This window comes from Burkholderia sp. MSMB1498, from assembly GCF_001526245.1.
Classification (GTDB): domain Bacteria; phylum Pseudomonadota; class Gammaproteobacteria; order Burkholderiales; family Burkholderiaceae; genus Burkholderia; species Burkholderia savannae.
Window position 1 is genome coordinate 12,695 of sequence record NZ_LOYJ01000011.1, and the last position, 24,836, is coordinate 37,530.

At 67.4% G+C, this 24,836-nt stretch carries 18 protein-coding genes and 1 tRNA gene; 9 read left to right on the forward strand and 10 right to left on the reverse strand.

Features of this window, described 5'->3' with window-relative positions:
* Entirely contained in the window at positions 1 to 504 is a 504-nt protein-coding gene (gene def / locus WS91_RS02745) for a peptide deformylase (RefSeq protein ID WP_038748590.1), read from the reverse strand.
* Between the two features lie 232 nt (positions 505 to 736).
* On the opposite strand from def, the gene dprA reads away from it, so the two are divergent.
* From dprA to WS91_RS02760, 3 genes are all read left to right on the forward strand, one after another.
* Positions 737 to 1,924, forward strand: coding sequence for a DNA-processing protein DprA (gene dprA, locus WS91_RS02750; protein ID WP_059583738.1), 1,188 nt, complete (start codon positions 737 to 739; stop codon positions 1,922 to 1,924).
* 60 nt (positions 1,925 to 1,984) lie between these two features.
* The gene (locus WS91_RS02755) at positions 1,985 to 2,356 is read left to right on the forward strand and encodes a thioredoxin family protein (RefSeq protein WP_038748592.1); all 372 of its coding nucleotides are present in this window, start codon (positions 1,985 to 1,987) and stop codon (positions 2,354 to 2,356) included.
* Positions 2,357 to 2,567: 211 nt separating this feature from the next.
* A complete protein-coding gene (locus WS91_RS02760; RefSeq protein ID WP_038748593.1) occupies positions 2,568 to 5,177 on the forward strand; it encodes a DNA topoisomerase III in 2,610 nt (869 codons plus the stop codon).
* A gap of 211 nt (positions 5,178 to 5,388) precedes the next feature.
* Here WS91_RS02760 and WS91_RS02765 read toward each other — a convergent pair whose 3' ends face one another.
* On the reverse strand, positions 5,389 to 6,447 hold the full coding sequence (locus WS91_RS02765; protein ID WP_038748594.1) for a LysR family transcriptional regulator: 1,059 nt from the start codon (positions 6,445 to 6,447) through the stop codon (positions 5,389 to 5,391).
* 438 nt (positions 6,448 to 6,885) lie between these two features.
* Here WS91_RS02765 and WS91_RS02770 point away from each other — a divergent pair, with 438 nt between their 5' ends.
* A complete protein-coding gene (locus WS91_RS02770; RefSeq protein ID WP_059583732.1) occupies positions 6,886 to 7,902 on the forward strand; it encodes a D-2-hydroxyacid dehydrogenase family protein in 1,017 nt (338 codons plus the stop codon).
* A gap of 287 nt (positions 7,903 to 8,189) precedes the next feature.
* Here the strand turns inward: WS91_RS02770 and WS91_RS02775 are convergent, their stop codons facing one another.
* Positions 8,190 to 9,059, reverse strand: coding sequence for a patatin-like phospholipase family protein (locus WS91_RS02775; protein WP_059669693.1), 870 nt, complete (start codon positions 9,057 to 9,059; stop codon positions 8,190 to 8,192).
* Between the two features lie 38 nt (positions 9,060 to 9,097).
* Positions 9,098 to 9,502 (reverse strand): PaaI family thioesterase, encoded by a 405-nt coding sequence (locus WS91_RS02780; RefSeq protein ID WP_038748597.1) that lies wholly within the window; start codon positions 9,500 to 9,502, stop codon positions 9,098 to 9,100.
* A 191-nt stretch (positions 9,503 to 9,693) separates the two neighbouring features.
* On the opposite strand from WS91_RS02780, the gene WS91_RS02785 reads away from it, so the two are divergent.
* Positions 9,694 to 9,769, forward strand: a tRNA-Lys gene (locus WS91_RS02785).
* Between the two features lie 1,022 nt (positions 9,770 to 10,791).
* Here the strand turns inward: WS91_RS02785 and aguB are convergent.
* The 3 genes from aguB to WS91_RS02800 are packed head-to-tail and all read right to left on the reverse strand — an operon-like array spanning position 10,792 to position 13,913.
* A complete protein-coding gene (aguB, locus tag WS91_RS02790; RefSeq protein WP_038754670.1) occupies positions 10,792 to 11,667 on the reverse strand; it encodes an N-carbamoylputrescine amidase in 876 nt (291 codons plus the stop codon).
* A 10-nt stretch (positions 11,668 to 11,677) separates the two neighbouring features.
* Positions 11,678 to 12,790, reverse strand: coding sequence for a class II histone deacetylase (locus WS91_RS02795; protein ID WP_059583725.1), 1,113 nt, complete (start codon positions 12,788 to 12,790; stop codon positions 11,678 to 11,680).
* A gap of 28 nt (positions 12,791 to 12,818) precedes the next feature.
* On the reverse strand, positions 12,819 to 13,913 hold the full coding sequence (locus WS91_RS02800; RefSeq protein WP_059669694.1) for a polyamine ABC transporter substrate-binding protein: 1,095 nt from the start codon (positions 13,911 to 13,913) through the stop codon (positions 12,819 to 12,821).
* 142 nt (positions 13,914 to 14,055) lie between these two features.
* Here WS91_RS02800 and WS91_RS02805 point away from each other — a divergent pair, with 142 nt between their 5' ends.
* The 4 genes from WS91_RS02805 to WS91_RS02820 all read left to right on the forward strand — a co-directional run bounded on the left by WS91_RS02805 (position 14,056) and on the right by WS91_RS02820 (position 20,298).
* Positions 14,056 to 15,024 (forward strand): LysR family transcriptional regulator, encoded by a 969-nt coding sequence (locus WS91_RS02805; protein WP_059669695.1) that lies wholly within the window; start codon positions 14,056 to 14,058, stop codon positions 15,022 to 15,024.
* Positions 15,025 to 15,711: 687 nt separating this feature from the next.
* On the forward strand, positions 15,712 to 16,296 hold the full coding sequence (locus tag WS91_RS02810) for a hypothetical protein (RefSeq protein ID WP_059643443.1): 585 nt from the start codon (positions 15,712 to 15,714) through the stop codon (positions 16,294 to 16,296).
* Positions 16,297 to 16,544: 248 nt separating this feature from the next.
* The gene (locus WS91_RS02815; protein WP_059669696.1) at positions 16,545 to 17,996 is read left to right on the forward strand and encodes an RNA polymerase sigma factor RpoD/SigA; all 1,452 of its coding nucleotides are present in this window, start codon (positions 16,545 to 16,547) and stop codon (positions 17,994 to 17,996) included.
* Between the two features lie 211 nt (positions 17,997 to 18,207).
* Positions 18,208 to 20,298, forward strand: coding sequence for an NAD(+) synthase (locus WS91_RS02820; RefSeq protein WP_059669697.1), 2,091 nt, complete (start codon positions 18,208 to 18,210; stop codon positions 20,296 to 20,298).
* A 353-nt stretch (positions 20,299 to 20,651) separates the two neighbouring features.
* Here the strand turns inward: WS91_RS02820 and gshA are convergent, their stop codons facing one another.
* The 3 genes from gshA to ada all read right to left on the reverse strand — a co-directional run bounded on the left by gshA (position 20,652) and on the right by ada (position 24,470).
* On the reverse strand, positions 20,652 to 22,265 hold the full coding sequence (gene gshA / locus WS91_RS02825; protein ID WP_038754673.1) for a glutamate--cysteine ligase: 1,614 nt from the start codon (positions 22,263 to 22,265) through the stop codon (positions 20,652 to 20,654).
* Positions 22,266 to 22,434: 169 nt separating this feature from the next.
* Positions 22,435 to 23,376, reverse strand: a complete 942-nt coding sequence (locus tag WS91_RS02830) for a DNA-3-methyladenine glycosylase family protein (RefSeq protein WP_059669698.1) — start codon at positions 23,374 to 23,376, stop codon at positions 22,435 to 22,437.
* Positions 23,373 to 24,470, reverse strand: coding sequence for a bifunctional DNA-binding transcriptional regulator/O6-methylguanine-DNA methyltransferase Ada (ada, locus tag WS91_RS02835; RefSeq protein ID WP_059669699.1), 1,098 nt, complete (start codon positions 24,468 to 24,470; stop codon positions 23,373 to 23,375). The genes WS91_RS02830 and ada overlap by 4 nt, the downstream gene beginning before the upstream one ends.
* Positions 24,471 to 24,836: the final 366 nt, after the last annotated feature.

Consider the following 24,836-nt stretch of genomic DNA (forward strand, 5'->3'; position numbering starts at 1 on the left):
TCACATCGCGCGTTCGAGTTTCTTCATCTTCGTCTTGATCCGGTTCTGCTTGAGCGGCGACAGATACTGGACGAACACGCGGCCCATCAGGTGATCCATCTCGTGCTGGATGCACACCGCGAGGAGCCCTTCGCAATCGACCTCGAACAGCTCGCCTTTCTCGTCGAGCGCGCGCACGCGCACCCGGTCCGGCCGCTCGACTTCGTCGTAGACGCCGGGCACCGACAGGCAGCCCTCCTCGTAAATCTGCTTGCCGTCGCTCGTCCAGACGATTTCCGGATTGATGAAAACGCGCAGCTCGTTCTTCTCGTCGGACACGTCGATCACGATCACGCGCTCGTGCACGTCGACCTGCGTCGCCGCGAGACCGATTCCGGGCGCTGCGTACATCGTCTCGGCCATGTCGGCGACGAGCTTGCGGATGCGATCGTCGACCTTGTCGACCGGCTTGGCCACCTTGTGCAGCCGTTTGTCGGGGTAATGAAGGATGTTCAGCAAAGCCATGATGTTCAGTGTTGAGAGACGAACGACTCGCGCGCATCGGCCGTTCGGCCGACTGCCGCGGCGCGCGCGCCGGCCTCAAGATGGATTCTGCGACGCGCGGAATGCGCCGCGCGCCGCGATGACCGGCCAATCGCCGCGCGCCTGCGCGCGTGGCATTCGTTTTATTTCGGATGATGAAAATTTTATCACGGCACCACGCGGCCCGCTGGCCGCGCTTCTGGAGGGTTTCATCATGTCGCCGCTGACGCTAACGCGGGCCGAGCTCGCCGGCTGGCTGCGGCTTGCCGGCGCGTCGGGCGTGCCGGCCGCGGCCTGCGCTGCGCTCCTCGGCGCATTCGCGTCGCCCGAAGCGCTCTTCTCCGCGTCGCACGCGGAATTGGCGGCGCTCGCCGGCGACGCGGCGGCCCGCGCGCTGCTCGCGCCGCCCGCCGACGATTTCGAGCCGCGCGTCGACGCGGCGCTCGCCTGGCTCGCCGAACCCGGCAACGCGCTCGTGACCCGGCACGATCCCGCCTATCCCCGCTCGCTCGCCGAACTCTACGATCCGCCGCCGCTGCTATATATAAAGGGGCGCGTTGCGCTGCTCCATGCGCGCGCGGTCGCGATCGTCGGCAGTCGCGACGCCACGCCGCAAGGGCTCGCCGACGCGACACGCTTCGCGCGCGAGATGTCGGACGCCGGCCTTTCGATCGTGTCCGGCCTCGCGCGCGGCATCGACGGCGCCGCGCACCGAGGCGGGCTCGACGGCGCAAGCGGCACGGTCGCCGTGATCGGCACCGGCGCCGACCTCGTCTATCCCGCTCGCCACCATGCGCTCGCCCACGAAATCGCCGAGCGCGGCGCGCTCGTCTCCGAGTGGCCGCTCGGCACGCCCGCGCGATCCGCGCATTTTCCGCAACGCAACCGGCTGATCGCCGCGCTATCGGGCGGCGTGCTGATCGTCGAGGCGGCGCCGCGCTCCGGCTCGCTCATCACCGCGCGACTCGCGAACGAGATGGGACGCGACGTGTTCGCGATCCCCGGCTCGATCCACGCGCCGCTGTCGCAAGGCTGCCATGCGCTGATCCGCGACGGCGCGAAGCTCGTCGAGACCGCCGCCGACGTGCTCGAGGAATTCGGCCTCGACCCCGCCCGGCCTGCCGTCAAGCCGTGCGACGCGCGCGCCGGCGCGTCGGCCGACGCCGCGCTCGACGACGACGCACGCCGCCTGCTAGACGCGATCGGCTACGGCCCCGTGCCGCCCGAGCTGCTCGCTCAGCGCACGTCGCTCGCGAGCGACTCGCTGCACCGGCTGCTGCTGCAACTGGAGCTTGCCGGACGCATCGCGGCGCTGCCGGGCGGCCGCTACACCCGCATCGACGGCGCGCAGGCGTGCGCTCAAGCGCGCGGAACGGGCGGCGTGCTACATTCCGGCGAATAGGCGTCCCGCTCGCGCGTTCGCCCGAGCCGCCGCCACCTTACGATTCAAGGAAATCCACCAATGCCCGCGCTGAATCTCGACACCGACGAAGATCGGATCGCCGAGCGCCTCCGGAATCCCGACACGCTACTCGTCGCCTGCCTGTGCGCCGAGTGGTGCGGCACCTGCCGCGAATACCGCGTTGCGTTCGACAGGCTCGCCGACGCGCACCCCGACGCCTGCTTCGCGTGGGTCGACATCGAAACGCACGCCGATCGGCTCGACGAGCTCGACGTCGAGAACTTCCCGACGCTCCTTATCGAAGACGCGAACTCGGTTCGCTTCTTCGGCACCGTGCTGCCGCATGCGGCAATCGTCGAACGAATGCTGTCCGACCTGACCGCGCTGCCGGGCGCGCCGCATGCACCGAAGCTGCGCAATTTGTTCGACTAGCGCCATTCGGCCCCAAAATATCGATCGCGAAATGCGGCTTTACCGCTGGTTTACGCGAGAGGGCGTGCGACAGGCTTGCCGCCGCCCTTGCCCCCACTTATGATGACCCGCTTTTTGCTCGCGCCGGCCGCCGTTTGGGCGCCGTGTGCTATAAAGCCGTCGTAAAAGGGCCCGCACTCGGGCTCGCCCGGTCTACCAATACACACTTGTCATGTCGAAAGCACTCATCATTGCGGAAAAGCCTTCTGTCGCGAACGACATCGCGCGCGCTTTGGGCGGCTTTACCAAGCATGACGAATATTACGAAAGCGACGATTACGTGCTGTCGTCGGCGGTCGGCCACCTGCTCGAAATTGCCGCGCCCGAGGAATACGAGGTCAAGCGCGGCAAATGGAGCTTCGCGCACCTGCCCGTCATTCCCCCCCATTTCGATCTGAATCCGATCGCGAAGAGCGAGTCTCGCCTCAAGGTGCTGACGAAGCTGATCAAGCGCAAGGACGTCGAGCGCCTGATCAACGCATGCGACGCGGGGCGCGAGGGCGAGCTGATCTTCCGCCTGATCGCGCAGCACGCGAAGGCGAAGCAGCCGGTCCAGCGCCTGTGGCTGCAGTCGATGACGCCCGCCGCGATCCGCGACGGCTTCGCGCGCCTGCGCACCGACTCGGACATGCAACCGCTCGCCGACGCCGCCCGCTGCCGCTCGGAGGCCGACTGGCTCGTCGGCATCAACGGCACGCGCGCGATGACGGCGTTCAACAGCAAGGGCGGCGGCTTCTTCCTGACGACCGTCGGCCGCGTACAGACGCCCACGCTGTCGATCGTCGTCGAGCGCGAAGAAAAGATTCGCCGCTTCGTGCCGCGCGACTACTGGGAAGTGCGCGCGGAATTCGTCTGCGCGGGCGGCTTCTACGAAGGCCGCTGGTACGATCCGAAGTTCAAGAAGGACGAATTCGACCCCGAAAAGCGCGACTCGCGCCTCTGGAGCCTGCCCGCCGCGGAGACGATCGTCGCCGCGTGCCGCGACCAGATCGGCACCGTCACCGAGGAATCGAAGCCGTCGACGCAGCTGTCGCCGCTGCTGTACGACCTGACGAGCCTGCAGCGCGAGGCGAACAGCCGCTTCGGCTTCTCCGCGAAGAATACGCTCGGCCTGGCTCAGGCGCTGTACGAGAAGCACAAGGTGCTCACCTATCCGCGTACCGACGCGCGCGCGCTGCCGGAGGACTACCTCGACACGGTGAAATCGACGCTCGAGATGCTCAAGGAAAGCAACAACTACCTGCCGCACGCGAAGCAGGTGCTCGACAAGAACTGGGTGAAGCCGAACAAGCGGATCTTCGACAACTCGAAGATCAGCGACCACTTCGCGATCATCCCGACGCTGCAAGCGCCGAAATCGCTGTCCGAGCCTGAGCAAAAGCTCTACGACCTCGTCGTCAAGCGCTTCCTCGCCGTGTTCTTCCCGGCCGCCGAGTACAAGGTGACGACGCGGATCACCGAAGTCGCCGGCCACCACTTCAAGACGGAAGGCAAGGTGCTCGTCGAGCCGGGCTGGCTGCAGGTGTACGGCCGCGACGCCGAGGGCGCCGACGCGAACCTCGTGCCGGTGCAGAAGGAAGAGAAGGTCAAGACCGACAAGATCGCCGCGCACGGCCTCACGACGAAGCCGCCCGCGCGCTATTCGGAAGCGACGCTGCTGTCGGCAATGGAAGGCGCGGGCAAGCTCGTGGAGGACGACGAGCTGCGCGAAGCGATGGCCGCAAAGGGCCTCGGCACGCCGGCGACGCGCGCGGCCATCATCGAAGGCCTCCTCGGCGAGAAGTACCTCGTGCGCGAAGGCCGCGAATTGATCCCGACCGCGAAGGCGTTCCAGCTAATGACGCTCTTGCGCGGCCTCGGCGTGAAGGAGCTGACCGCCCCCGAGCTGACGGGCGAGTGGGAATACAAGCTGTCGCAGATGGAGCGCGGCAACCTGCAGCGCGACGCGTTCATGCAGGAAATCGCGCGGATGACGCAGACGATCGTCAAGCGCGCGAAGGAATACGACTCCGACACGATCCCGGGCGACTACGCGACGCTCGAGACGCCGTGCCCGAACTGCGGCGGCCAGGTGAAGGAGAACTACCGGCGCTTCGCCTGCACGAAGTGCGATTTCTCGATCTCGAAGATCCCGGGCAGCCGGCAGTTCGAGATCGCCGAAGTCGAGGAGCTGTTGCAGAAGAAAGAGATCGGGCCGCTGTCGGGCTTCCGCAGCAAGATGGGCCGCCCGTTCTCCGCGATCCTCAAGCTCACGTTCGACGACGAGACGAAGAACTACAAGCTCGAGTTCGACTTCGGCCAGGACCAGGGCGGCGAAGAGGGCGAGGCGCCCGATTTTTCCGCGCAGGAGCCGGTCGGCGCATGTCCGAAGTGCAAGGGCCGCGTGTTCGAGCACGGGATGAGCTACGTCTGCGAGCATGCGGTCGCGAACCCGAAGACTTGCGACTTCCGCTCCGGCAAGGTGATCCTGCAGCAGGAGATCACCCGCGAACAGATGGCGAAGCTCCTCGAGAACGGCCGCACCGATCTGCTGCCGAACTTCAAGTCGTCGCGCACCGGACGCAACTTCAAGGCGTACCTCGTCAAGCAGGCAGACGGCAAGATCGGCTTCGAGTTCGAGAAGAAGGAGCCGAAGCCCGCGGCGGCGAAGAAGACCGCGTCCAAGTCGACGGCCGCGGCCGAAGACGCCGCGACGGACGGCGACGAAAAAGCCGAGAAGAAGGCGGCGCCCGCTCGAAAGACGGCCGCGCGCAAGACGCCCGCCCGCAAGACGGGTTCGTAATCGGCGTCGACGCCGAGCCCGCGCGGCGCGCCGGGCGCGGCGCCACGCGGCGTGCGCCGTGCCGTGCGATCGAGCGGCATGAACGCCTCGACGCGTCGGTCCAAACAAAAGCGCGGGCTCCCGACGAGCCCGCGCTTTTGCTTTTTGCGGTGGAGATCCGGCGCACAGCGGCGTGCGCGCCGGACAAGGACGCGCGCGGCGCCGGCGCGCGTTACAGCGGAGACGGCACGACGGTGCGCGCCCGCGGCGCGCGCGGCAGGCGCGGCGACAGCGCCGGATCGGCGGCGCTCGGGCGCTCGGCGAGCGCGTCGGCGGGCAGCGCCTCGACGGGCTGGCCGAAGCCGCCCTGCGCGGCCCACTGCTCGCCCAACATCGTGTCCGGCAATTGGCTGAAGTGCTCGACGAGGTGATCGATGAACGTGCGCACCTTCGCCGGCAGGTGACGGCGGCTCGGATACGCGATGTTGATCTCGACCTGCGGCAGCCGGTACTCGCTCAGCAGGCGCACGAGCTTGCCGCGCGCGATGTCGCTGCCGATCAGGTAGCTCGGCAGGATCGCGACGCCCATGCCGAGCATCGCGAACTGGCGCAGCATTTCGGTGTTGTTCGCGACGACGACGTTCGACGGCCGCACGCGCACCTCGCCGTCCGGGCCGGTGAACACGCGCTCGTCGCCCCAGTATTCGGACGGCAGGCTGAGGCACGGGTGCTCGACGAGCTGCTCGGGATGCGTCGGCATGCCGTGCTTCTCCAGATAGCTCGGCGTCGCGCAGACCACCATGCAGCCCGTCGTCAGCCGGCGCGTGACGATGCTCGCGCTGCGCATCTGCCGCGTGATCACGACGCCGACGTCGAACCCTTCCTCGACGAGATCGACCTGTCGATCGACGAGGGTCAGATCGGGAATGACCTTTGGAAAGCGCTGCGTGTATGTCTGCAGCACCGGCGCGAGGTTATGCAGGCCGAACACGACGGGCGCGACGATCCGCAACGTGCCGACGGGCTCGTGGTTGCGCGCGACGACCATCTGCTCGACATCTTCGAGCTCGTCGAGGATCTGGCGCGCCCGCTCCAAATAGACCTGGCCGGATTCGGTCAGCGAGAGGCTACGGGTGGTGCGATTCAGAAGGCGGGTGCCGAGCCGGCCTTCGAGGTCGGCGACGTGGCGCGTCGCGACCGCGTTCGAGATGTCCATCGCGCTCGCCGCCCGGGCGAAACTGCCGAGATCCGCGACCTTGACGAACACTCGCATCGACTGCAAATGATCCATACTCCACTCCTACCGCTGTTACCGCTTCAAAAATATGAAGCAAATGAGTAATTTTCCTACGACAGCGAAAAAGATGCAGAGTTGCTCAACTTCGCGCGGAATCTCGATAAAAACCTTCGAACTTGCTCAGCCCGCCTAGCTGGAAAGACCAATTGTTCTTGAGAATGAAATAATTGAGCAATCTCCCTGCGCAAATCGCCCAATTGAGAAACGGCGGAATCGCCGTCCGGCCGGCATCGAGCGGGGCCCGAACAGCATGATTTCCGCCCGGACGCAAACGCTTGCCGCGCCGCGTAACAAGCTGTTAAAAAGAGATACACCTGTTGCCGCGCCGCCATAGGATCATTACGGCCCCCAAACCGGGCCGGACCGGCGCGCGACGAAGCGCGACGGCCACCACCTGACATCGCTCATCCCGCGCGAATCCCGAAACACGCCATGAAAATTGCCATCCTCGACGACTACCAGGACGCCGTCCGCAAGCTCAACTGCTTCGAGATGCTCGCCGACCATGAAGTGAAGATCTTCAACAACACGGTGCGCGGCCTCGGGCAGCTCGCGAGCCGCCTGGCGGAAGTCGAAGCGCTCGTGCTGATTCGCGAGCGCACCCACATCACGTCGCAACTGCTCGGCAAGCTCCCGCATCTGCGCATGATCAGCCAGACGGGGCGCATCTCGACCCACATCGACCTCGACGCATGCACGGAGCGCGGCGTCGCCGTGCTCGAGGGCACGGGCTCGCCGATCGCGCCCGCCGAGCTGACCTGGGCGCTCATCATGGCCGCGCAGCGCCGCATTCCGCAGTACGTCGCGAACCTGAAGCAGGGCGCATGGCAGCAGTCGGGCCTGAAGACGTCGGCGATGCCGCCGAACTTCGGGCTCGGCCAAGTGCTGCGCGGGCAGACGCTCGGGATTTGGGGCTACGGCAAGATCGGCCGGCTCGTCGCCGGCTACGGCAAGGCGTTCGGGATGAACGTGATGATCTGGGGCCGCGAGCATTCGCTCGAAGCGGCGCGCGCCGACGGCTACGCGACCGCCGAGAGCCGCGAGGCGCTCTTCGAGCAGTCCGACGTGCTGTCGCTGCACCTGCGCCTGCACGACGACACGCGCGGCATCGTCAAGCTCGACGATCTGCTGCGGATGAAGCCGACGTCGCTCTTCGTCAACACGAGCCGCGCGGAGCTGCTCGAAGAAAACGCGCTCGTCTCCGCGCTCGCGCGCAACCGGCCGGGGATGGTCGCGATCGACGTCTACGAGAGCGAGCCGATCCTGCAGGGTTACAGCCTGCTGCGGATGGAGAACGTGATCTGCACGCCGCACATCGGCTACGTCGAACGCGAAAGCTACGAGCTCTACTTCAGCGCCGCGTTCAAGAACATCCTCGCGTTCGACGCGGGCGACCTGTCGAGTGTCGCGAATCCCGAGGCGCTCACTCAGGGACGGATTCGCCGCTGAGCGTCGGCGGGACGGCGGCGGCGGCGGGAGGAAGCGAGGTGCGCGGCGGTCGCGCGCCTCGCGCCCGATTCAGCGGTTCGCTGCATTCCGCAAGTTGCCTCTCGCCTCTCGCCTCTCGCCTCTCGCCTCTCGCCTCTCGCCTCTCGCCTCTCGCCTCTCGCCTCTCGCCTCTCGTATCTCGCCTCTCGTATCTCGTATCTCGTATCTCGTATCTCGTATCTCGTATCTCGTATCTCGTATCCCAAGTCCCGGGCCCCGCATTCCGCACACCGCAGCCCCGCCCAGCCTTAACACCCCGCACCGGTTTCGCCGACGAGCGTCGGCGCTGAAGTGAGGAAGCGCTCACCATCGCGCCGGCCGAGATCGTACGCATGCTGCATCTGGTGCGGACTCGTGTAGTCCCAGCTCGAGATCGGCACCTTGCGCGAAGGCTGCACGTAAAGCCGCCGCTGGCCGCCGCGCTCGACGACGAACGTCTGCGGCCTCGGGTAGAGCCGCGTCACCATCACGAGCACGAGCCCGGGCGACGCATCGAGCGCGCCGACCGGCACGTTGTCGACCATCCCGCCGTCGAGCACCGGCCGGCCGTTGCGGCGCAGAACGGGTGTAAACGGCGGCGTGCACGAAGACTGGAGAACAAGATCGGCGAGCTCGTCGGCGCGCGTGCAATCCTGCGCGCGGACGAATTCGGGGCGGAAACCGAGCGAACGGCCGAGCGTCGGGTGCAGCGCCTTGCGAACGTACTTCTCGATGTTGTACGCGATGAGTCCCGCCGCGACCGCGCTGCGCGCGCCGAGCCAGCGCGGCACGTGCGACACGCCGATGCGGATCTCCGGCGCGCCGGCGAGTTTCGCGAACGGCTCGCCGTAGATGTCGAGAAGCGCCTGCCGATAGATCCGGTAATGCGGAAAGACCGGTTCGGCGCGCAGCAGATTGCCCCAGTAGACGTTCCTGCGGTTGTGCTTGAGCGTCTCTTCGTAATAGCGCATCACCCAGCGCGAATCGCGCGTGTAGAGCATGCACGCGGTCGCCGCGCCGGCCGAAATGCCGGCGATCACGCGCGGCCGCACGTCGAGCGCGGGCCGCAGGACGTCCCAGAATCCCGCCTGCCACCAGCAGCGATTGCCGCCGCCCGCGAATACGACTTGGTCGAACATCGGATGCGCTCCTCGTTGCCGCCTGCCGCTGCCGGCGCTCAGGAAACGAGCGCGTAGGTCGACGTGGCGTGGACGGCCATCTTGCCGTCCTCGTCGAACAGCTCGATTTCGCCGAACACGAGATTGCGGCCCATCCGCAGCACGCGAGCGGTGACGAGCACGTCGCCCTTGCGGACCGGGCGCATGAAATGGGTGTTGAGCGCGACGGTCGTCATCGGTCGGAATTCGCCGAGCGCGGCGGAGATCGCGACGACCATCGCGGTGTCGGCGGCCGCCATGAACACCTGACCGCAGATCACGCCGCCCGAGTGGCGCAGCTCGCCGGAGAACGGCAGCCGCAAGGTGACGCGCTCCTCCGAAACCGATACGGGAGTGAGGGAAAGGGAGCGGACCCACGGAGCAAGGAGCCGATCCAGCAAATCACGGACAGTGTTTTCGTCCATCGTCGTACGCCCAGAAAGAGCCGCGCGCCCGCCGCGCGACAGGGTTTGGGCGACATCATACCGGGAGCGCGCGAGAAGCGACGGATCGTGCGAACTCGACACAGCAGCGCGGGCCGCGCGCGAATTTTTCGAGAAAAAAGCAAAAAGGGCTAGACATGGTTCAAAAGCCCATGCATAATTTCACTTCTGTCGGGGCGTTAGCTCAGTTGGTAGAGCAGCGGACTCTTAATCCGTAGGTCGAGTGTTCGAGTCACTCACGCCCCACCAAAGAATTCGAAGGGTTACAGGCTAGTCGCTTGTAACCCTTTTCTGTTTTTGGCGCGCCCATCGATCACCTCGCCTTCCGCGGCAGCCGAATCCACCAGTCTATTTTCCCTCGATGCCGGCATCGCGTCGGCGCAAGCGAGTGCGAAGCGGCATCCCATCGCGCATTCCGCTGACAGCGCACGCCCCGAAGATTTGTCGCCCCTTCGAGTCGAAAGCCCGACGTGTCCCGCAGCCGCGCCAATTCCGTCATTTCATCGCCGTACCGCGCGCTTGCCGGCTCCGCGCGCTAGAAGCCGAGTCGACGCGTTCGAACCGGTTCGCGCTTGCGCCGCCGACATTCCACGCCCCCTTCGCTCACGACGTGCATGTTCGCTCTCGATTATTCGGATCGCCCCGCCGTTTCGTTTGGCAATATCCGGAAAGCGTCGCAGGCTCTCGACATCGGATAATCCGAATCCGCTCGCTCGCTGAATAAATCCGATCCAAATCGACTATTCGATGCGGTTTGCACAAGCCCCCGCTTCGATTAATCGATTGCCGCGCCGCCGGCATACGCAATACCGGCTACGCAAAATGCAACGAATGTCCGCGCGCCACACAATTCGATCAACGCCCCGGGAAATCAACGCGTGAATGCGGTGCGACGCACGCTTATCGGCCACTCCCGGCCGGTCGCCTCGCAAGTGCGGCATCCGGAGTTCCGCCTTTCACCGCATGCCGCCGTCGCGCGCAACGCAACCGATATCCCCTTCCGAAGCGCCGTTCATTCCATTTGAAGCGGCACATTTTCCATTGCGTCCGTTCCAAAATCACCTTCCTAGCAAAGATTCTCAATTACTCGACGATCCTCGAAAATAAAGCGCCCCAATTCGAATCCGCAAGGAGAATCGCCTCCATGGAATTCCTGCTCGATAAAGGGAAGTGATCTCGGCAGCACGTATGACATTCGGTTTTCCGTCACCGAGAATCGCTTTCTGCCGCATCAAATTCATCTCCTCGATCGCGGCCGCGTGCTCGCCGCGTCATCGCGAACGATCCGCCGCCTCTGCGCTCAAGATCCGATAGCACTCCGGCCGCCGATCGCGAAACACGCCCCAGCAGCGGCGTCGATACGCGAGCGCGTCGAGATCGAATTCGGCCGTCGCGATCGCTTCGCCGTCGCGATCGCATTCGACGATCTTCTCGCCGTCCGCGCCCGCGATGAACGAACTGCCGTAGAACACGATCTCGCCCGATTCGCCGCGCTCGACGCCGATCCGGTTGCTCGCGACGAGCGGCATCAAGTTCGCGGCCGCATGCCCGCGCTGCGTGTTCTGCCAATGCGCGCGCGAATCGATCGACGCATCGTGCGGCTCGCTGCCGATCGCCGTCGGATAGAGCAGGATCTCCGCTCCCGCAAGCGCCATCGCCCGCGCGCATTCCGGAAACCATTGGTCCCAGCAGATCCCGACGCCGATCCTGCCGTACGCGGTGTCCCATACGCGAAACCCCGTGTCGCCCGGCGTGAAATAGTATTTCTCCGTGTAGCCCGGGCCGTCCGGAATGTGCGTCTTGCGATAAACGCCGAGCGCGCGGCCGTCGGCGTCGAAGACCGCGACCGAATTGAATTGCGTCTGGCCGGCGCGCTCGAAGAAGCTCACGGGCAGCACGACCCCGAGTTCGCGCGCGAGCGACGCGAAGCGCGCAAGCCACGGATGGCCTTCGTACGGCTTCGCGAGCGCGAGGTGCGCGGGATTCTGGTCGATGCAGAAATACGGCGTCTCGAACAATTCCTGCAGCAGCACGATCTGCGCGCCGCGCGCGGCCGCGTCGCGCACGACGCGCTCGGCGCGCGACAGGTTCGCTTCGATATTCCAATCGCACGCCATCTGCGTGGCGGCCACGATCGTCTTTCTCATCTCGTTCTCCTCATGATTGGCTCAGCGTCGGCCAATACGGCGCCAGCGCGTTGCGGGCGGCCTTCACCGCGTTGCGCTCGCCGTCGCCGAGCGGATGCTGGACGAACAGGTGCGGATCGTCGAACGGGGCGTTCCAGCCGACGAGCCCCTCGAGCACGCCGAGCGTCGCGATCGGCAGATACGGCAGGCTGTAGCCGCCTTCCTGCAACATCGCGATGCGTCCGCCGCACACGCTGCCCGCCGCTTGCCGGAGCGCGCGCGCCATTTGCCGGAACCCGTCGCGCTGCACGCGCATTCTGCCGAGCGGATCGAATGCGTTCGCGTCCTGCCCCGCGGATACGAGAATCAGTTGCGGCGAAAACGCGTCGATGAGCGGCAGCACCAGCTCTTCGAACGCATGCAGATAGCCGGCATCGCCCGTGCCGGAAGGCAGCGGCACGTTCACGTTGTAGCCCGCGCCCGCGCCGCCGCCCGTTTCACGCGCCTCGCCGCCGTCGACGGGGAAATTCTCCGCCTCGTGCAGCGAGACGAACAGCACCGACGGATCGTCGTAGAACACTTGCTGCGTGCCGTTGCCGTGATGCACGTCCCAATCGACGATCGCGACGCGTTCGATGCCGTGCACGGCCTGCGCATGCCGTGCGGCGATCGCGACGTTGTTGTAGTAGCAGTAGCCCATCGCGAAATCCGCGCCCGCGTGATGGCCCGACGGCCGGATCAGCGCGTACGCCTGCCGCAGCGGCCCCGTCACGACCGCATCGACCGCCGCGCATGCGGCGCCCGCCGCAAGCCGCGCGACGCGCTCGGTCAGCGCGCTGCCCGCCGCGTCCTCGCCGAGCTGCACGACTTGCGCGCCCGCCACCGCGCACGCTTCGGCAAGCTGCCGCAGATACTCGGGCCGATGCACGCGCAGCAACTGCTCGTCGGTCGCGCCGTCGAACGCAATTCGCGTGAGGCGCTCGGTCATGCCCACCGCGTCGAGCAGCTGCTTCGTGTACGCGAGCCGCAGCGGGCTGTCGAAATGCTCGCCGAAATTCAGCGTGCCGCGCGGAACGACATACACGAGATCGCCTTGCCGATGCGTGAGGAATGCGGGGTCGAACAGCAGTCCGGTGGGAATCACTTCGGTCTCCTCGTCAAAATGAAGCCGCTCAGTAACCGGTCTTGAACCGGGTCCAGTAGCGCGTCTGCATGCGCATCGCCTGCGGCGGCATCGGGCGCTTCACCCAGAGCGTGCGCATCGTCGCGGCGTCCGGGTAGATCGCCGGATTCGACGCGAGCCGCCTGTCCACGAGCGGCGTCGCCGCGCGGTTCGGATTCGGATACATCACCTTGTTGCTGATCTTCGCGACGACGTCGGGCCGCAGGATGTAATCGATGAAGCGCAGCGCGTTGTCCGCGTGCGCGGCGCCCTTCGGAATCGCCATGCTGTCGAACCAGAACGGTGCGCCGCCCGCCGGCAGGCTGTAGACGATCCGCTGCCCGTTCTTCGCGTCGGCCGCGCGCAGCGCCGCGACGAGCACCGCCCCCGAGTAGCCGGTGACGACGCACACGTCGCCCGTCGCGAGATCGTTCATCACGGGCGTCGCGATGAACTGGCGGATCGTCGGCCGGATCTTCTTCATCATGTCGAGCGCCGCTTCGTAGTCGCGCGGATCGGTCGTGTTCGGATCGCGGCCGATGTAGCGCAGCGCAAGCGGAAACACTTCGCTGCCCGCATCGTTGAACGCGATTCCGCAGCCCTTGAGCTTCGCTGCGTACGCGGGATTGAAGATCAGCTCGAGCGTGTTCGCGGGCAGCGGACCGCCGAGCGCCTGCTTCACCTTCGCGACGTTGAGCCCGAGCCCGAACGTGCCCTGCATGTACGGCACGCTGTACTGGTTGCCGGGGTCGGCTTCGGCCGCGCGCGCGACGATCGCCGGATCGAGATTCTTCAGGTTCGGCAGCCTCGATCGGTCGAGCTTCTGGTAGAGGCCCGCCTGAATCTGCCGCGCGAGAAAGTCGTTCGACGGAAACACGAGATCGTAGCCGCTGTTGCCCGTCGTCAGCTTCGTCTGCAGCGCTTCGTTGCTGTCGTAGACGTCGAGCCGCACCTTGATGCCGGTCTCCTTCTCGAAGCCCGGGATCGTATAGGGCGCGAAATACTCGGCCCAGTTGTAGACGTTGAGCACGTTGCCGTCGGCCGCGCGCGCGGCGAAACACGCAAGCGATGCGAGCACGACGACGATCCACGCGATGCGCTTCATCGATCCCTCCTTTGACGACGCCGAACGAAATGGCGGCCGCTCGACGGCTGCGCCGCCGAACGCTTCGCTTGTGAAGCGTAAGTAGAGAAAAAAATCGATTCGTGATCTTATTACGCACATCGCTTGTGCCTTTGAGGAAAGAATGCGGCGAATCGATCTGCTGTCCGCGCTCGAAACCTTCGTCTGCGCGGTCGACGAGGGCAGCCTCAGCCAAGCGGCGCGCCGGCTCGCGAAGACGCCGTCGGCGGTGACGAAAGCGATCGCCGGGCTCGAAGAGACGCTCGGCGTGCAACTGCTCGAACGCACGACTCGCAAGCTCGTGCTGACCGAAGGCGGGCGGCTCTATCTCGCGACCGCGACCGACGTGCTGCGCCGGCTCGCGGACGGCGCGCGACAACTCTCCGAGCACGACGACGAGCCGCGCGGCCTGCTGCGCGTCACCGCCGCGCACTCGTTCGGGCACGCGATCCTCGCGCCGCTCTGCCTGCCGTTCACGCGGGCGTTTCCGCGCGTGCGCATTGAGCTGTCGCTGTCCGATCATTACGTCGACATCGTCGGCGAAGGCTACGACCTCGCGCTCAGGATGGGCAACTACGATCTGCCGAGCCAGATCGTCAAGCCGATCGGCTCGAACCGCAGCCTGCTGTGCGCGAGTCCCGGCTACCTCGCGCAGCGCGGCCGGCCCGTCGCGCCCGCCGATCTCGCGCGGCACGACTGCGTGATCTACCGCCACCCGACGCTCGCCAACACGTGGGCCTTCGATCGCGACGGCACGCGCGAACGCATCGAGCCGAAAGGCCCGCTCGCGACCGACAATTACGGCCTCGCGCTCGCGGCGACGCTCGACGGCGCGGGCATCCTGCCGTGTCCGCAATGGAGCGTCGTCGACGCGCTCGAAGCGGGGCGGCTCGTGCCGCTTCTCGTCGAATGGCGCTTCGAGAGCGCGTCGTTCGGCGAGGAGCGGATCTGCGCCGCCTATCCGTCGAGCCGGCGCGGCTCGACAAAGATCCGCCGTCTCGTCGAACGCGTCGAGGCGAAGCTCGCCGACAGCGAAGCGCGCATCGCGCGGGCGCTGGGGGAGGCGATCGGCTCCGATCTCGTGCTTCGTTGACGAGAATCGACAGGCCGCTTTCCACGTTTCCTGCAGTCGCCGCGCAACGCGCGTACGCCGGCACGAAGTCAAGGAGAGCGCGATGAAGGTCGAACGGCATTCGAAGGGGTGAGCAATCGCTGCGCTGCCGGCTGCACTGCGGCCGGTCGACGCACGCGTCCGACGAGTAGGCGCGATCGCCGTGCGGCAGCGGTCGCGGCTACGGCTACAGCTACGGAATGGGCCCGTGCAACGCGTGGCCGGTCTCGTCAGGATGAGTGTGTCCCCTTATCGTTGTTGACGCCGCGTTATCGGTCTGCCGACGCGTGAGCACGATCGGATCGACGCGCCGCGGCGCCGCGCTCCCTCAGCTGGCAGGCAAGCCGCCGGACACGCCCGCTCCGTCGCATCAGCCGTCGCGCGGCGCCAGGCAAGCGCCGCATCCGCCGGCCGTCCCCAACTCACGCACGATTCGACACGTCCCAGGTCGCCCAGCCGCGCTCGTCCGTTGACGTGCGTCAATCCGCATCGGCGGCCCGCGTGCAGATTGGATACCCTTGTATGCATGCCGTGCCGCATCCGACGCGGCGAGCGCGTCGACGCAGCCGCGTTTCGATCTCGCACGCCGCGCAGCGCGATGCGCGCCCGCCGCCGCACGCTCGCCGAGCGCGCGGCATGCGGCACGGCCATCCGCCCGGAGGCACCGTCATGGAAGACGCTTACGCACGGCGCGCGCTGCTGCTGCACCTCGGCAGCGTGCTGCAAATCCTGAGCCGCCTCGAAGAGCAGAAGCGCGACGATCTGTCGATCGAAGCGCTCCTTGCGACGAACGGCATGCTCGCCGACGTGCCGCTCGTCGAGTACGTCGTGCAGGACATGACCATGCGCGAGTTCGAGGCTCGCGCGCTGCGCTCGTTCTGCCTGTGGCCGCAGTTGCTGCTCGAAGATCCGCTCGACTACGACGCGCTTGCGCTGCCCGTTCGCAAGCACCTGTTCGCAGGCAACGACACCGGGTGGAAAGCTTACGCGGCGGCGCTGCGCGAAGCCGCACCGGGCTTCGGCACGGCGGGCTCGTACACGGCCGAGCCGCACGAGGCAGAGCCCGACGACTCCGGCTACCCCGACGACGAGCGCGACGTGCGCGACGAAGCGGCCCGGGACATCTCCGTCGAACGCGACGAAGGCGAAGGCGAAGACGACGCGGACGACGCCCGTTTGCGCGAGCGCGCCGCCGCCGGCGTCGAAAGCGCGAGCCCCGACGCAGCGCGCGTTCGCCGCGAATCGTATGAATAGCCACGCGTTTCATGACGCCGTGCCGACACGCAATCACGATCAATAAGGCTTCCGAACCTGTTTCGGCCGCGCGGCGGCGCGCGTCTCGCCGATCGGAAAGCGCAGCTCGCCATTGAAATTTCGCGATCCGCCACAAGATGCACGGCTGTAAGGCTCATCGGCGCGGACGGGCGTTCGCGACGAGCCGACGGGCCTGGCTCGACGGATTCGCTCCGTCACGACGTACCGCGGCCCGATCCGCGTTTGCCATGAAAGTCTCAGAGCGCGAAGTGCGCTACGAACAGGGCATCGACCGATTGCTCGAACTTGCCGGCGCCCACGACGACGCGGCTTTTGCCGAGTTGGGCGACGAGCCCGCCCGCGCGCCCTCCGGCGCGCTCGAGCACGACTTCGGCGAGCTCGATCCTCTCGACCACCACCCATCCGAAGAAAGCGGCGGCGACGCGCCGTCGCACGGCAAGCCGGCGCGGTCCGCGCACGCCGGCGCCGATTGGCGCGACGACACCAACGCTCCGTTGTCCGAACAAAGCGACGACGCGACGGGCGACGCCGCCGCCTCGACCGATCCGCTCACGCTCTTCGTGCGCCGGATGCACGCGGTGCCGCTTCTGAACCACGCGCAGGAAATCGCGCTCGCAACCGAAATCGAAGCCGGCCGCACGCAGGTGCTGCACGCGCTCGCCGATGCGCTCGATCTTCTCGCGCTCGCGTCGTTGCCGGACGATCCGGCGCTCGCCCACGCGCGCGCCGCGCTGCAACGCGCACGCGCCCGCGGCGACGAAGGTGCGCGCGCGTTCGCCCGCGCGCGCAAGCGGGCGTACGCCGCGCTCGACGCACACGGCTGGCCGTCGGCCGAAATCAACGCGGTGCGGCGCGCGATGCAGCGCCCGCCGGCGTCGCCGACGAAGGGCGGCTCGAACGCGCTGCGCGCCGCCGCGAGCGCGTTTGCCGAAGGCGAAGCGCGCATCTCGACCGCGACCACCAGGATGGCCGAGGCGAACCTGCGGCTCGTGCTGTCGATCGCGCGCAGGTATGCGTCGCGCGGGCTGGATCTCGCCGATCTGCTTCAGGAAGGCAATCTCGGCCTGCTGCGTGCGATCGAGAAATTCGAATATCAACGCGGCTTCAAGTTCTCGACGTACGCGACATGGTGGATTCGTCAGGCGATTTCGCGCGCGATCGCGGACCGCGCCTGCACGATCCGCCTGCCGGTTCACGTCGGCGACCAAGCGCGCCGCGTGCGCAAGGCCGCCGATCGGATCAGGCAGCGCAGCGGCGCGCGAGCTTCGCTCGCCGAGCTCGCGGCGGCGACCGAGCTGTCGGCCGAGCGGCTGCGCGCGATGCTGACGCTGCCGCACGAGCCGCGCTCGCTGAACGCGCCGCTTGGCGACGACGAGCACGCCGAATTCGGCGATCTCGTCGAGGACGCGTCGACGCCGAGCCTGTTCGATGCGCTCGCCGACGCGCAGATGCGCGACGTCGTCGCGTCGCTGCTGAAGACGATGTCGGCGCAGGAAGCCGATATTCTCCGCCTGCGCTTCGGGATCGGCGGCGGCGAGCCGTGCAGCTACGAGCAGATCGCCGCGCAATCGGGCGTGTCGCGCGAACAGATCCGCCGCATCGAGAAGCGCGCGCTGCAGACGCTGCGCGTGAGCGCCGAAGCGTGCAACGCGCGCGACTTCCTCGACGTGCAGCCGTAACCGCCGCGCGCCGCCAGCGAAGCGCAACCACGCGCCGTGCCGGCTTCTGCGCGGCGCATCGCCGCATCGCTTGATCTGAGTCAACGGTGTGGCCGATGCGCGCCGCACACTGTCGGCAAACGCGGCTTCGCCCGCCACGCGTCGCCGCACCTCGCGCGCATGTCGCGCTGCACCGCATTGGGCGCAGCGCGCGAGTCTCGCACACGGCACCATGGCCTTCTTCAATCTCTACCGGCACGGCTTCGCGCGCATCCGCGTCGCGACGCCGCGCGTGCGCGTCGCCGATCCGGCGTTCAATGCGGCGCAGGTGATCGCCGCGCTGCGCGAGGCCGAAGACGACGGCACGCTTCTCACGCTCTTTCCGGAGCTATGCCTGTCCGCATACACGTGCGACGATCTTTTTCTCCAGCAGGCGCTCCTCGACGGATGCGTCGCGGCGCTCGAGGACGTGCTCGCCGCATCGCGCGCGCTGGGCTCGATCGCGGTCGTCGGCGTGCCGCTGCAATTCTGCTCGATGCTGTTCAACTGCGCGGCCGTGATCCATCGCGGCCGCCTGTGCGGCATCGTTCCGAAAACCTACCTGCCGAACTACCGCGAGTTCTACGAAGCGCGGCAGTTCGCGTCCGGCGACGCGCTGCCGCGCGCCGCCGTCGATCTGCCCGGCCATTCCGGCGTGCCGTTCGGCAGCGCGCTGCTGTTCGAGATCGGCGCGCAGCCGCGCTGCACGTTCCACGTCGAGATCTGCGAGGACCTGTGGGTGCCGATCCCGCCGTCGTCGTTCGCCGCGCTCGCGGGCGCGACGGTGCTGCTGAACCTGTCGGCGTCGAACGCGACGGTCGGCAAGGCCGAATACCGGCAGGCGCTCGCCGCGAACCAGTCGGCGCGCTGCCTCGCCGCGTATGCGTATGCGAGCGCCGGCGCCGGCGAATCGACGACCGATCTCGCCTGGGACGGGCACGCGATGATCCACGAGGACGGCGTGCAACTCGCCGAGAGCCGGCGCTTTCTCGACGCCGCGCAGGCGATCAGGGCCGACATCGACCTCGATCGCCTCTGTTGCGAGCGCGCGCGCCAGACAAGCTTCGCGCAATCGGCGCAGCGGCATCTCGACGTCTGCGCGACGTTCCGCACCGTGCGCATCGACGCGCCGATCGACCGCGATCGCCGCCTGCCGCTCGCGCGCACGTACGAGCGCTTTCCCTACGTGCCGTCGGACCCTGCGCTGCGCGACCGGCGCTGCGGCGAGATCTATGACATTCAGGTGCAGGGGCTCGTCACGCGAATGCGCGCGGCGCACGTCGACAAGCTCGTGATCGGCGTATCGGGCGGGCTCGATTCGACGCACGCGCTGCTCGTCTGCGCGCGCGCGATGGACGTGCTGCGCCTGCCGCGCGGAAACATCGTCGCGTGCACGCTGCCCGGCTTCGCGACGAGCAAGAAGACGAGCCGCCAGGCGCGGCAGTTGATCGCCGCGCTCGGCTGCGCCGCGCTCGACATCGACATCCGCACCGCCTGCCTGAAGATGTTCGCCGACATCGGCCATCCGTTCGCGCGCGGCGAGCGGATCTACGACGCGACCTTCGAGAACGTGCAGGCAGGCATGCGCACGAGCTATCTGTTCAGGCTTGCGAACCTGCATCGCGGGCTCGTCGTCGGCACGAGCGACCTGAGCGAGCTCGCGCTCGGCTGGTGCACATACGGCGTCGGCGATCACATGGCGCATTACGGCGTCAATGCGAGCGTGCCGAAGACGCTGATCCGCTACTTGATCCGTTGGGCGGCGCAATCGACGCTGTTCGATCCGGCGCTCGCGCCGGTGCTGCAAGCCGTGCTCGACACGGCGATCAGCCCGGAACTGATTCCGGGCAACGCCGGCAACGAGCCGGAACAGCGCTCGGAGGACGTCGTCGGGCCGTTCGAATTGCAGGACTTCGCGCTTTATTACGTGTCGCGGTTCGGCTACCGGCCGTCGAAGCTCGCGTTCATCGCGTGGCACGCGTGGCGCGACGCGACGCTCGGCGCATGGCCCGATCCGGGACAGGAACGGCACCAGTACACGCTGCGCGAAATCAAGCACTGGCTGCGCGTGTTCGTGCGGCGCTTCTTCGAGGAATCGCAATTCAAGCGCAGTTGCGTGCCGAATGCGCCGAAGGTGGGATCGGGCGGATCGCTGTCTCCGCGCGGCGACTATCGCGCGCCGAGCGACGCGTCGGCGGCCGTCTGGCTCGCGGATCTCGAGACCGTGCCGGATGAAGAGAGCGCCGCCGGCGAGGCGCGGCCCGGCGGCCGCGATCCGCTCTGAGCAACCGTCTGCCGAGTCAAGCGGAAAGCAGCAAAGCGTCTCGGGGGGCGTTGGCTCCAATCATGGCGTTGAGCGCGGCGAGGCGTGTGCGCATGCAGGTAAGCCGCGCGACCTTCGGCGGTTTATCGGCGGCGCTCAGGCGTTGGCGGAGGGTCGCAATGGACGGGGACGTTGCGAAGCGGCGAAGCGGCGAAGCGGCGAAGCGGCGAAGCGGCGAAGCGGCGAAGCGGCGGCAAGCATAGCCGCAACACGCATACGCACCAACACGCCGCCCGTCGACATCATGCCCTCGCGCCGCACACGCACACGCACACGCTCACGCGCGTGCCGGCCTGGCGCGCGCCCGCGTTCCCTCACACGCTGAACCGATTCAACGTATAAGCGCGATACGCGGCGACGAACGCGTCGAACGATCCGGCGTTCTTCCCTTCGAGTTCCGTCTGCTCGTCGAGCGAGCGCTCGGCGAGCGCCTGCGCATCGCGCATCGCGGCCTCGTCGAGCGGACGGCCGCGGAAATACGCGGCATGCGCTTCGCTTTGCGCGCGCGCAAACTCGAGGAACGACTGGCCGTTCTCGCGCATCGCGCGCAGCACGCGGGCGGAAGGCGTGCGCTCCGGATCGTCGAGCTTCGCGCGCTGCGCGGCGATCGCGCGCGCATGCGCATCGCCGCCGCGAATGTCATCGAGCACGCGGCCCGCCGCTTCGATCTGCGCGAAGATTTCGTCGGCCCAAGCGCGCATCGGCACGGCCGCGCCGTCGCGCGTCAGTTCGAGCCCCGGCTTGCGCCCCTCCATCGTCACGCGGCCGAAGTTCGCATTCGATTCGCGATACGTGTCGCACGTGAGCGGCGCGCTCTCGGCGAGCGCGCAGACGAGCAGATACGCGTCGATGAAGCGCGCGGTGTCGAGCGAGATGCCCGTCGGCTCGAACGGATCGATGTCGAGGCAGCGCACTTCGATGTACTGGACGCCGCGCGACGCGAGCGCGTGCAGCGGCCGCTCGCCCGAGTACGTAACGCGCTTCGGCCGGATCGTCGAGTAGAACTCGTTCTCGATCTGCAGCACGTTCGTGTTGATCTGAATCCACTCGCCGTCGCGGTGCGTGCCGATCGCCTCGTACGGCGGGTACTGCTCGCTGACCGCCTTCGACAGTGCGTCGAGGTAGCCCTGCAGCGTGTTGTAGTCGGCTTCCAGCGCGGCCTGCGCGGTCGTGTTTGAGTAGCCGAGGTCGCTCATCCGCAGGCTCGTCGCATGCGGGCGATACAGCGTCGCGGCGTCGAACGTGTCGAGCTTGTGCGGGTGGCCGCGCAGGAAACCGAGATCGAGCGCGGGCGACGCGCCGAACAGGTACATCAGCAGCCAGCTCGTGCGGCGGAAATTGCGGATCTGCGCGAGGTAGCGCTCGGACTGATAGTCGACCATGTTCGCGGTCGAGCCGTCCTCCGCGTGCAGCCGCCGCCAGACTTCCTCGCTCAGCGAATAGTTGTAGTGAATTCCCGCGATGCACTGCATCGTGCGCCCGTAGCGATACGCGAGGCCGCGCCGGTAGACGGTCTTCAGGCGTCCGATGTTCGACGTGCCGTAGTAAGCGATCGGGATTTCGTCGTCGGCGGGCAAAAGGCCCGGCATCGAATCCGTCCACAGCATTTCGTCGCCGATCGACGCGTAGACGTAGCGATGCAGTTCGTCGAGCCGCTCGAGCGTCGTCGCGGCGTCGCGCTCCGCGGGCGTGATCAGCTCGACGAGCGCTTCCGAATAGTCGGTCGTGAGCGACGGATGCGTGAGCGCCGAGCCGAGCGCGCGCGGATGCGGCGTGAACGCGATCATGCCGTCGCGCGTCACGCGCAGGCTTTCCTTCTCGATGCCGCGCAGGCCGTCAGGTAGCTGCTCGCGCGTCGGGCTCGTGCTCAACACGGCGAGGCGTTGCTGCAACAAGTCTGTCTGTCGGGAAGTCATGTTGTTCGGCATCGATGCAAGTGCGGGCTCGGCAGCCGCGCGACGCGCGCGGACCACCTGGCGGGATTGATGGTAGCGGGCACTTTAACATCTCGCCGAAAGGCTCGCTTGACCTGCCCTCGGGCGTTGCCGGACGATTCACGCCCACCGCGTCCGGCGGGCGTCGGCGTCTGGTCGGCGGCTATCCGCCGCGCGCCGCGCCGGCGCGCTCGGCGATCTCGTTCCACAGATGCATCGCCGCATACGCGCGCCACGGGCGCCACGCATCGGTGCGGCGGCGCTGGCTCGCCGGACGGTCGAGCGCCGGGTCGCGCGCGACGATCGCCTGCATCAGCACGAGATCGGTCGCGGGCCACGCGTCGGCGTCGCGCCACGCGCGCATCGCGACGTATTCGACGGTCCACGGGCCGATCCCCGGCAGCGCGAGCAGCGCGGCGCGCACACCGGCCGGATCGGCCGCGTACGCGTCGAGCGGCACGTCGCCCGCGGCGACCGCACGCGCAACGCCCTGCAGCGCCGCGACGCGCTTGCCCGGCATCCCGATGCGCGACAGATCGCACGCGGCGAGCGCGGCGGGTTCGGGAAAACGCCAGCCGGTCGCGCGTTGCGGGTGATCGGCGAGCCGCTCGCCCGCGCGCTCGACGAGTCGCCCGACGATCGTCGTCGCGGCCTTCACGCTCACCTGCTGGCCGACGATCGCCCGCACGATCAGCTCGAAGCCCGACCACGCGCCCGGCACGCGCAAGCCGGGCGCCGCATCGACGAGCGGCGCGAGCCAGGCGTCGCGCGCGAGATGCGCGCCGATCGCGGCGGGATCGGCGTGCAGATCGAGCATCGTCGCGAGCCGCTCGGCGAACGCGGCGTCCGCGTGCCGCGCCGCGTCGCCTTCGACGAGCGCGACGAGACAGCGCTTACGCGGATGCTTGCGCACCGTCAGCGCGCCCGTCACGCCGCGATAGTCGATCGTACGCAGATACGCGTCGTCCTCCACCGCTTCGACGCCCGGAATCGCGCGCCCGGCGAAGAAACGCAGCACGCGGCGCCAATCGTAGGGCGATTTGAACGGCAGCTCGAGCGCGACGCTGCCGGGCCGCGGAGCGGCTGGTCGAACCGCGGCGCTCAAGCTGCGTCGTCCACGGCGAGCGCGGCGGCGGACTCGCCCGCCGCGCGTTGCGCCTCCGCATCGAGGAGCGCCGCCTTGCGCGGCAGGCCCCATCGATAGCCGGCGAGCGAGCCGCCCTTTTGCACGACGCGATGGCACGGAATCGCGAGCGCAACCGGGTTCGACGCACACGCGCTCGCGACCGCCCGCACGGCGCGCGGCGCGCCGAGCGCCTCGGCGATCTGCGTGTAGCTGCGCGTCTCGCCGTAAGGAATCCGACGCAACGCATCCCACACGCGCTGCTGGAACTCGGTCGCGGCGAGATCGAGCGGCAACTCGAAACGCCGGCGCGCGCCGTTCAAATACGCGTCGATCTGCTCGACGAAAGGCGCGATCCGCTCGGCCGACTCGACGATTCGCGCATTCGCGAACGCCGCTTTCAGCTCGTCGACGAGCGGCGTCGCAGCGTCGCCGAATGCAATCCTGCAGATGCCCTTGCTCGTCGCCGCGACGAGCACGACGCCGAGCCGCGTGTCGGCCGTCGCGTAGTCGATCTCTAGCCCGGCGCCCTTGTGGCGAAACGCAGACGGCGACATGCCGAGCTCGCGCGGCACCGATTCGTAGAGCCGAGACGGCGAATTGAAGCCCGCGTCGACGGCCGCTCGCGTGACGGCGACGCCGCTTTGCAACGCGTCGCGCAGCGCCGCGCCGCGCTGCGCGGCCTGATACTGGCGCGGCGACACGCCGACGACGCGCTTGAAGAGCCGCTGCAGATGAAACGGGCTCACGTGAACGGCATCGCTTAGTTGCGCAAGCGTGAACCGGTCCTGGCGATGGGTGTCGAGCACCGCGCACGCGCGATGGACGATCTCGAGCTCGCGCGGCAACCCCTCGGGCCGGCAACGCTTGCACGGGCGATAGCCGGCCGCGCGCGCGGCGCCCGTATCGGCAAAGAACGACACGTTTTCGCGCTTCGGCAGCCGCGACGCGCACGACGGCCGGCAGAACACGCCCGTCGTCCTGACCGCGTAGCAGAACGCGCCGTCGGCGTCGGCATCGCGCGCGACGAGCGCGGCCCAGCGCGCGTCGTCGGTCGAATAGGCTGGCTTCTTCATGATGACCTCGCAAAGACGGAACGGATGCCTGTCACTGTAGACGCCGCTCCCGCCGCCTACGCGCTGTTTCTTGCGCTCTCATTCGAATCATCGTCACACGAATGACACACAATCGTTCGCTTCGTTGCGCCAACTATCGCGCGAGCGTCGCCTCTGCCCCATTTTGTTGCGGTGCGGATGCGACAGATTGCCGTCCTGACGTTTTTTTACACTAGGAATATTGCGTCGCACCATCCGGATGTGTATAGTTGGAACTGTCTCCTCCATGTCTCCTCCTGATATGGATTAAGCCCGTTCAATTGCGAACGGGCTTTTTTTCGTCCATCGATTTTGCACCGCCCGCTCGTGCGCCGCACGGACCGTCTA

Bases quoted from the DNA above. Each gene is read 5' to 3' on its own strand.
- WS91_RS02770 (WP_059583732.1), top strand. From the start codon at position 6,886: ATGAAAATTGCCATCCTCGACGACTACCAGGACGCCGTCCGCAAGCTC.
- WS91_RS02810 (WP_059643443.1), top strand. From the start codon at position 15,712: ATGGAAGACGCTTACGCACGGCGCGCGCTGCTGCTGCACCTCGGCAGC.
- aguB (WP_038754670.1), bottom strand. From the start codon at position 11,667: ATGAGAAAGACGATCGTGGCCGCCACGCAGATGGCGTGCGATTGGAAT.
- ada (WP_059669699.1), bottom strand. From the start codon at position 24,470: ATGAAGAAGCCAGCCTATTCGACCGACGACGCGCGCTGGGCCGCGCTC.
- WS91_RS02760 (WP_038748593.1), top strand. From the start codon at position 2,568: ATGTCGAAAGCACTCATCATTGCGGAAAAGCCTTCTGTCGCGAACGAC.
- WS91_RS02820 (WP_059669697.1), top strand. From the start codon at position 18,208: ATGGCCTTCTTCAATCTCTACCGGCACGGCTTCGCGCGCATCCGCGTC.
- WS91_RS02755 (WP_038748592.1), top strand. From the start codon at position 1,985: ATGCCCGCGCTGAATCTCGACACCGACGAAGATCGGATCGCCGAGCGC.
- gshA (WP_038754673.1), bottom strand. From the start codon at position 22,265: ATGCCGAACAACATGACTTCCCGACAGACAGACTTGTTGCAGCAACGC.
- WS91_RS02775 (WP_059669693.1), bottom strand. From the start codon at position 9,059: ATGTTCGACCAAGTCGTATTCGCGGGCGGCGGCAATCGCTGCTGGTGG.
- def (WP_038748590.1), bottom strand. From the start codon at position 504: ATGGCTTTGCTGAACATCCTTCATTACCCCGACAAACGGCTGCACAAG.
- WS91_RS02815 (WP_059669696.1), top strand. From the start codon at position 16,545: ATGAAAGTCTCAGAGCGCGAAGTGCGCTACGAACAGGGCATCGACCGA.
- WS91_RS02780 (WP_038748597.1), bottom strand. From the start codon at position 9,502: ATGGACGAAAACACTGTCCGTGATTTGCTGGATCGGCTCCTTGCTCCG.
- WS91_RS02800 (WP_059669694.1), bottom strand. From the start codon at position 13,913: ATGAAGCGCATCGCGTGGATCGTCGTCGTGCTCGCATCGCTTGCGTGT.
- WS91_RS02805 (WP_059669695.1), top strand. From the start codon at position 14,056: ATGCGGCGAATCGATCTGCTGTCCGCGCTCGAAACCTTCGTCTGCGCG.
- WS91_RS02765 (WP_038748594.1), bottom strand. From the start codon at position 6,447: ATGGATCATTTGCAGTCGATGCGAGTGTTCGTCAAGGTCGCGGATCTC.
- dprA (WP_059583738.1), top strand. From the start codon at position 737: ATGTCGCCGCTGACGCTAACGCGGGCCGAGCTCGCCGGCTGGCTGCGG.